Below are 6,813 nucleotides of genomic sequence, written 5' to 3'. Positions count from 1 at the left end.
ATTTACGTTTGTTAAATACTACAAGTTTGTCTTAAGTTTTTGCAACAGTACCCTTTTTTTAATATGCGGTCGCATCTTTATAAGAAGAAAAAGCTAGCAACTGCAATACAAATCGACAGACTGTTAGGCTTGCCAAAGATAAAGCAGAGAAAACAAAATTACCCAAATTCCATCTACGAAGTGCCAAAATAAGGAAACTGCCGTAACTCCGTAGTGACCGCGATTGTAGTTACCAGGAACGAAAGAACGTATCTGCATCAACATTTGCAAACAGATGCCAACGATAATATGTAAGGCATGAAAGCCAGTTAGCAGATAAAACGTTCCACCAACCAAACCTGTAGATAGCGCGAAATCGAGACTTCTCCATTCTCTAAACGTACCTGCTAAGAAGTAAGCACCCATTACTGAAGTACCCAGCCACAGCAAGCGAAATAGCCATAAATTATGCCTTTTGAGAGCGCGTTCGGCGAAAAAAATCACTAAGCTACTGGATAAAAGAACGATAGTGTTAATAATTACCGCAGTAGATAATTCTGGTCCTGTAACCCCAGCAGGCAGCCAGTTAGCAGTGGTCAAACGTAGAATAATATAGGTTACAAAAAAGCTGACAAAGACCATGCTTTCTGATAGCAGAAATATGGTAAAACCAAATAAAATATTGCCTTTTTGCTCTTCTCGTTTGCTGCCTGGTTCGGTTGGGGGAATAGAAGCAGAGCGATCGATCGAACTTTCCATAGTTGAATTTTTTTAAACCTAACAATTATCTACCGTGTCTTCCAATTGCCGCTTCATCGCTCGTATCGACGGTAGAATATTGCGGTAGACCATAGCTATAGGGAGCAAGAGTAACTGTAGGAATTTTATCAAAGTTTTCCGTAGGAGGTGGAGAAGTAGTCGTCCATTCTAGTCCTGTAGCGTGCCAGGGATTATTAGCTGCTTTGGCACCACTGAGCCAAGAGACAATAATATTAGCAATGAAGGGTAAAGTTGCCATTCCTAACAAAAATGCACCGAGGCTAGCAATAATGTTACCTGCTGCATAGTTCGGATCGTAAGAAGAAATGCGTCTTACCATTCCCTGTAATCCCAAAGGAAACATCATCGGAAAGAAAGTTAGGTTAGCTCCCACAAAAGTCAGCCAAAAATGAATTTTACCCCAGCCTTCATGGTACATCCGTCCAGTCATTTTGGGGAACCAGAAATAAATGGCAGCAAATATTGCCATGGTGATGGTATTGAAGACGACATAATGAAAATGTCCGACGACGAAGTAAGTATTATTAACGTGGAGGTCGAATGCAAGTGAACCCAACATGATTCCCGTAATGCCACCAATCATAAACATGATGATGCCTCCGAGGGCAAAAAGCATCGGCGTGTCTAGATGTAGCTTGCTTTTCCAAACCGTAGCCGTCCAAGCAAACACTTTAACCCCCGTCGGAATGGCAACCAACATCGTAGAAAACATAAAGAGAATTCGCATCCAGCTAGGCGTACCACTGGCGAACATATGATGAACCCAGACAAAGGCACTGAAGATCGAAATACCAAAAGAAGCGATCGCTACAGACTTGTAACCAAACAAAGGATTGCGAGTAAAGGCAGGTAAAATCTCTGAAAATACTCCAAAGGAAGGCAAGACCATGACATAAACCGCAGGATGGGAATAAAACCAAAACAAGTGCTGGTAGAGAACGGGATCGCCTCCCACAGCAGGATTGAAAAAGTTCGTCCCTAAAGTCAGATCGAAAAACAGCATAATTGCCGCACCAGTGAGGGCGGGCAAGCAAAATAGCTGTAATAGCTGGGCACTGAGTACCGTCCAGACAAAAATCGGCATCCTAAACCAGTGCATTCCTGGCGCACGCATTCTAATAATAGTAGTGACAAAATTAACGCCCCCCATGATTGAAGAAACCCCTAGCAAAATAATGCTCAGTAACCAGATAGTTTCTCCATTGATTGAGTTACCTGAAGGATTTTGAATACTTACGGGGGGATACGACCACCATCCTGCCTGTGCCGTACCGCTAGGTAGCAAAAAGCTCGAAATTAATAAAATCCCCGCTACGGGAATAATCCAAAAAGCGATCGCATTTAACTTGGGAAATGCCATATCCTTCGCGCCAATCATTAGGGGAATTAAATAGTTAGCTAAGCCTACTTGGGAGGGGATAATCCACAAAAAGATCATCACCGTACCGTGCAGAGTATACAAGCCATTATAGAGAGTGCGGTCTACTAAATCGGATACGGGGGTAATTAACTCGCCGCGTACGATCATCGCCATAATGCCAGCGATGAGAAAAAAGATGAAGGTAGTTGCTAGATATTGAATGCCAATAACTTTGTGATCGGTGTTAAAGCTAAAGTAGCGTTTCCAGTTGGTTTGAGATTCTACTGCCGAACCATCAGATTCGAGAATACTAAAGCCGTGAATAGGATTGTTAGTCATAAAGTTTGTTTATAAATTTATGAAAAAAATAGTCAATGACATCACAGCAAAAAGCAAAAAACACCATCGCAATGACAAAGTGAACCACAATCAGATGAAGGGGATCGCGATAAGGCAAATTGAAATTGTTGAGGTATAAAGTTTTTTGTAGCTGTAAAGCATTCATTGTCTTGGCTTTTTGCTCGTGCGCTAAGTTAAGGTTACATATATTTTTATATTTTGTTCGACAGTCACATCATTCTTTAACAACTACTTTACTTTATTGTTTATGAGTCAAGACAATAAAATCGGATTGTTGTCAGTAGTAGCAATAGGTGTGGGGGGAATGGTAGGCGGAGGCATCTTTGCGGTATTGGGTTTGTCAGTACAGCTAGCTCGTGGTGGCGCACCAGTGGCTTTTTTTATCGCGGGCATAGTTGCGCTACTTACTGCCTATGCTCGACTTTCTGTTACTTTTCCCAGCCGAGGCGGTACGGTTACTTTTCTCAATAAAGCTTTTGGTACGGGAGCGATTACGGGAAGCTTAAATATTCTTTTGTTATTGAGCTATGTTGTCATGCTTTCTTTGTATGCTGCCGCTTTTGGCAGCTATGGTGCGAGCTTTTTACCCCCAGGCTGGCTAATTTATTGGCAAACATCTATTAATTAGTGGCGTAATTGTTGGCATTACTGCTTTAAATTTTCTTAATGCAGACATCGTCGGTAAAGCGGAAAGTTTTATTGTCGCCTTTAAGTTGTCGATCTTGATAATTTTCATCGTGCTGGGAATTTCTGGGGTGCAAATGGCTAAACTAGAACCGAATGCTTGGGCTTCTCCTCTTTCTTTAGTCGCTGGAGGAATGATTATTTTTCTGGCTTATGAGGGGTTTGAGTTGATGGCTAATACCGCTGAAGATGTAGATAATGTCGATCGCACTTTACCTAGAGCCTACTATGTTGCCGTTATTTTTGTGATTGTTTTGTATGTATTGGTTGCAGGAGTAACGGTGGGTTCTTTACCCGTAGATAAAATTGTCTCGGCTAAGGATTATGCCCTGGCAGAAGCAGCCAAACCTTTTATGGGACAGTTTGGTTTTACCCTCATTGTGATCGCTGCCATGCTATCTACAGCTTCGGCAATTAATGCTACTATCTACGGTACGGCGAGGATTAGCTATACAGTAGCTAAAGCAGGGGAACTACCTGCTACCCTAGAAAAAAAAGTCTGGAATCAACCAGAGGGGTTATTAGTCATAAGTGTTTTAACTCTGATTATTGCCAATCTGTTCGATCTGTCTAATATTTCGACCATGGGTAGTGCGGGATTTTTGATAATCTTTGCTGCGGTTAACTGGGCAAACGTACGTTTGCATCGTCAGACTAATAGCCAACAGTGGCTCTCGTTTCTGGGTGCTGTAGTTTGTATTGCTGCCTTAGTTGTCTTGCTTGCTCAAACAGCCCGACAAAATCCGCAGAATCTTCTAGTAATAGTGGTTATGGTCGGTTTGTCTTTGGTTATAGAATGGCTGTTTAGAGCTTTTAGCGATCGCCAAATCTCAATCGATTCGACTAATAATTCGTAGAGAAAAATCTTCTAAGGTTAGACATATTTCTCTATCTATGGCTTATAGCTTAGAGCTACAAATAGTAATTCTTTATAGGACATTAATTAATGAGCAACGCCTTATCTTTTAACTTCAGAAGCTACTAAAGGCGTGCTTGGTTCTACAGTTTGCCAGTGACTTTGAATCAATTGTTGCGGTTTGCGAGCGTATTCTGTTGCTGCTAAATTAGGTTTGAATATTCGATCTTCAGCCGATCGCAACCACTGGAGATAAGCGTCAGGAGAATCGATATAGACATCCGCTTCCATCAGTGCAAAGTAAGTTCCACTAAATTGAGAGTCATGCAGCTTATATTTACCTTCAGTTATGGGGGTAAAGGTAAAGTCAAGAGAATGATTGGGAAAAATATCCTGTTTAAACCGAAATTCGGGAACGTAAAAACCGTGAATTACATCTTTCGATTGCAAAACTAGGCGCACGGGTTTATTTTGTGGTAAATGTAGTTCGTCAGTGGTAATGTTTGCTTGAGGATAGTGAAAAGCCCACTCCCACTGTTGGGCAATTACTTCAATTTCTTCTACGGGTGGGCTTACAGGTTGCGCGACTAAAGTTGCATTACTACTCGAACCAGTTGCGTCGATTATCGTATTCAACCCTTCAAGATCTAACTCTTGATAAATATGAAAGTTTTGCCAGGCAATCCATAACACCAGCACGGTAGGAGTAGCAGTCCACAGAAATTCTAAAGTATTGTTGCCTCTAGCTGGATGTCCTTCGGTGTAATCATTTGGTGCTGCCCGACAGGTAATAATCGCCCAGGAGATCGTCCCGACGACTCCTAAAAAGACAAACGCACCTAGTGTAACCAAAAAGCTAAACAAGTTATCTACGTGCCGTGCCTCTACGGTGGCGGCAGTCGGCATCCAAGAGTATGCCTGCTGTCCCAACCAGTAGCTAGTTACAATAATTGCTGCTACGCCGATGGCTATGGCGATTTTTTCTAATGTTCTATTCATATGATGCTACCAAAAACCCAGAAAACTTTTTTAGTTTTCGATCGTAACTAAACAAAATACTAAACTTCAGCTTTAGCTTTTTCTAAAGCAGCTTTCAAACTTGTCTCATCCGATTTGGAAAGAGAAGTTTGTAGCAATTTACCGCCAAAAGGACGTAGTTCCTCTACAACCTTGTCTGGAGTAACTTTTCGGACTAAGAGAAATAAAGCCGATGTACCTGGTTCTATAGTTTCACCCAGATCTTCGATAAATTCATCATTAATACCGATGTCGGTCAAAGCACCGCTTAAGGCTCCAGTAGCAAGACCTGCGGCAACTCCCAATAAAGGATGCAGAAACAAAAGACCAATTAGCGAACCCCAAAAACCACCGCCGACAGCACCACTTGTGACTAAATCGTAAGCTTGTTTTACTTTTACCTTACCTTTTTGATTTTTGATGACCACTACGGCATCTTCGAGATCGACTAAATGCTCTTTTTGCATTTGTCCTAACTTATGTAACACTTCGTCGGCTTTAAGTTCGTTATCGAAGCTTACTACAATTAGCTCGCTCATAATCTGTCTCCTGTAAGTTACTGAATACTTATCAACGAGGAGTAAGAACTACGTTAGGATTTTTACCCTCTTGTAATAACCCCGCAGCCGTATTGTGAATGGCAAACTCATCTCCCATTTGCGCTCCTAAAGTACCGTGAACGAAAAGAATGACAAACATAAGCAAGCCGATTAACAAATAACTCCACTGTACCTGTCTTACTTTGTGTTTGCGCCAACGGTATCGCTGATAACCCCGCCAAAGAGTTAAAAAGGCGATCGCCGCTAGCAATAAAATCCCTCCAATTCCATGTAAAATCATCGTCGTACCCGCTCCCAAACCCCAGATACTTGTCTGGGTGAGAGACGGTTGAGCCAGCATAATCTCGAAAAAACCAGCCGCTACGGTGAAAAAAGTAATAACACTTGCAGCAACCATGTTATACCAGCCCAAATCGTAAAATCCAGCGCGACTTGCCCTCAAGCCTAAGAATTTAAGTATCGGTTTTAAGAGCGCAAATAGCGTCCCCGCCCAGTCAAAAATAACAGCGATGATAAATAAACCCAGGGTGAAATGAACCAGTATCGGATGAATGGGGAACTCGTATGGCAGACCATTTGCACCTATATTTAGTCCTAACTGCCTGATTAACTGTTCGTTCACTGTAAAATTCCCTCTTTAGCCGCCTGTACCACTGGCTCGATATGCAATCCGTAGACCCAAACCAAGCGAGTACCGAGATATACTTGAAAACCCACCAAAAATATTAAAATTGTGGCAAATCCTAGATAAGCAGGAGGAATTTTTTTGACATTACGAAGGCGAATCACAAACCGCCAAGCAGTAACCGCCACCACAATACCCGCTAGCGACCAACCAATTATGGTATGCAGATTCAATACGGGTTGTGCTGCCGCATAAGGTTGAGCCAAACCCGCTTCAAACTGACCGACAATAATCGCTAAAAAGATTGACACCGAAGCGACAAACAGATTCCAAAAGCTCACCTCAAACATCTTTGCATTACGTGTAAAATAGCCCACCACATCGCAGAAGAACGAGAAAAAAACCATGGCGATGACAAAGTGAACGATAATGGGATGAAGGGGATCGGGATAGGGTAAATTACTGCTATTTAAGGGCAAATTAAACATTATTGAGATAGCTAAAGAGCTATAAGTTTAATCTTGTTTATCTTCTCATGTATTTATCGCTCTGGTAGTTTGAGAATTACTTTTTTATGGTTTAATTTTATGGT

8 protein-coding genes are annotated in these 6,813 nt (G+C 41.8%); 2 read left to right on the top strand and 6 right to left on the bottom strand.

The genetic code is table 11. The annotated features are described in order from the left end of the window. Nucleotides 1-123: 123 nt before the first annotated feature. Nucleotides 124-738, bottom strand: coding sequence for a cytochrome c oxidase subunit 3 (locus tag ACLFKQ_RS21685; RefSeq protein WP_449001815.1), 615 nt, complete (start codon nucleotides 736-738; stop codon nucleotides 124-126). A gap of 25 nt (nucleotides 739-763) precedes the next feature. Further along, entirely contained in the window at nucleotides 764-2,458 is a 1,695-nt protein-coding gene (locus tag ACLFKQ_RS21680) for a cytochrome c oxidase subunit I (protein WP_449001814.1), read from the bottom strand. 268 nt (nucleotides 2,459-2,726) lie between these two features. Between ACLFKQ_RS21680 and ACLFKQ_RS21675 the strand changes: the two genes are divergently transcribed. Both ACLFKQ_RS21675 and ACLFKQ_RS21670 read left to right on the top strand, forming a co-directional pair. Next, the gene (locus tag ACLFKQ_RS21675; protein WP_449001813.1) at nucleotides 2,727-3,107 is read left to right on the top strand and encodes a hypothetical protein; all 381 of its coding nucleotides are present in this window, start codon (nucleotides 2,727-2,729) and stop codon (nucleotides 3,105-3,107) included. After that, nucleotides 3,085-4,020 (top strand): APC family permease, encoded by a 936-nt coding sequence (locus ACLFKQ_RS21670; RefSeq protein ID WP_449002016.1) that lies wholly within the window; start codon nucleotides 3,085-3,087, stop codon nucleotides 4,018-4,020. The genes ACLFKQ_RS21675 and ACLFKQ_RS21670 overlap by 23 nt, the downstream gene beginning before the upstream one ends. A gap of 101 nt (nucleotides 4,021-4,121) precedes the next feature. Here ACLFKQ_RS21670 and ACLFKQ_RS21665 read toward each other — a convergent pair whose 3' ends face one another. The 4 genes from ACLFKQ_RS21665 to ACLFKQ_RS21650 are packed head-to-tail and all read right to left on the bottom strand — an operon-like array spanning nucleotide 4,122 to nucleotide 6,709. Then, the gene (locus tag ACLFKQ_RS21665) at nucleotides 4,122-5,018 is read right to left on the bottom strand and encodes a cytochrome c oxidase subunit II (protein ID WP_449001812.1); all 897 of its coding nucleotides are present in this window, start codon (nucleotides 5,016-5,018) and stop codon (nucleotides 4,122-4,124) included. A gap of 59 nt (nucleotides 5,019-5,077) precedes the next feature. Further along, entirely contained in the window at nucleotides 5,078-5,575 is a 498-nt protein-coding gene (locus ACLFKQ_RS21660) for a DUF1269 domain-containing protein (protein ID WP_449001811.1), read from the bottom strand. Between the two features lie 31 nt (nucleotides 5,576-5,606). Then, complete coding sequence (locus ACLFKQ_RS21655) at nucleotides 5,607-6,218, bottom strand: DUF2231 domain-containing protein (protein WP_449001810.1); 612 nt, start codon at nucleotides 6,216-6,218, stop codon at nucleotides 5,607-5,609. Continuing rightward, nucleotides 6,215-6,709, bottom strand: coding sequence for a DUF2231 domain-containing protein (locus ACLFKQ_RS21650; protein ID WP_449001809.1), 495 nt, complete (start codon nucleotides 6,707-6,709; stop codon nucleotides 6,215-6,217). The genes ACLFKQ_RS21655 and ACLFKQ_RS21650 overlap by 4 nt, the downstream gene beginning before the upstream one ends. Nucleotides 6,710-6,813: the final 104 nt, after the last annotated feature.

It is taken from the genome of Myxosarcina sp. GI1(2024), from assembly GCF_053543375.1.
The sequence above is the reverse complement of the archived record's forward strand: the minus strand, read 5'-3'. Positions and strand labels throughout refer to the sequence as shown.

Bases quoted from the DNA above. Each gene is read 5' to 3' on its own strand.
- ACLFKQ_RS21665 (WP_449001812.1), bottom strand. From the start codon at position 5,018: ATGAATAGAACATTAGAAAAAATCGCCATAGCCATCGGCGTAGCAGCA.
- ACLFKQ_RS21660 (WP_449001811.1), bottom strand. From the start codon at position 5,575: ATGAGCGAGCTAATTGTAGTAAGCTTCGATAACGAACTTAAAGCCGAC.
- ACLFKQ_RS21685 (WP_449001815.1), bottom strand. From the start codon at position 738: ATGGAAAGTTCGATCGATCGCTCTGCTTCTATTCCCCCAACCGAACCA.
- ACLFKQ_RS21680 (WP_449001814.1), bottom strand. From the start codon at position 2,458: ATGACTAACAATCCTATTCACGGCTTTAGTATTCTCGAATCTGATGGT.
- ACLFKQ_RS21650 (WP_449001809.1), bottom strand. From the start codon at position 6,709: ATGTTTAATTTGCCCTTAAATAGCAGTAATTTACCCTATCCCGATCCC.
- ACLFKQ_RS21675 (WP_449001813.1), top strand. From the start codon at position 2,727: ATGAGTCAAGACAATAAAATCGGATTGTTGTCAGTAGTAGCAATAGGT.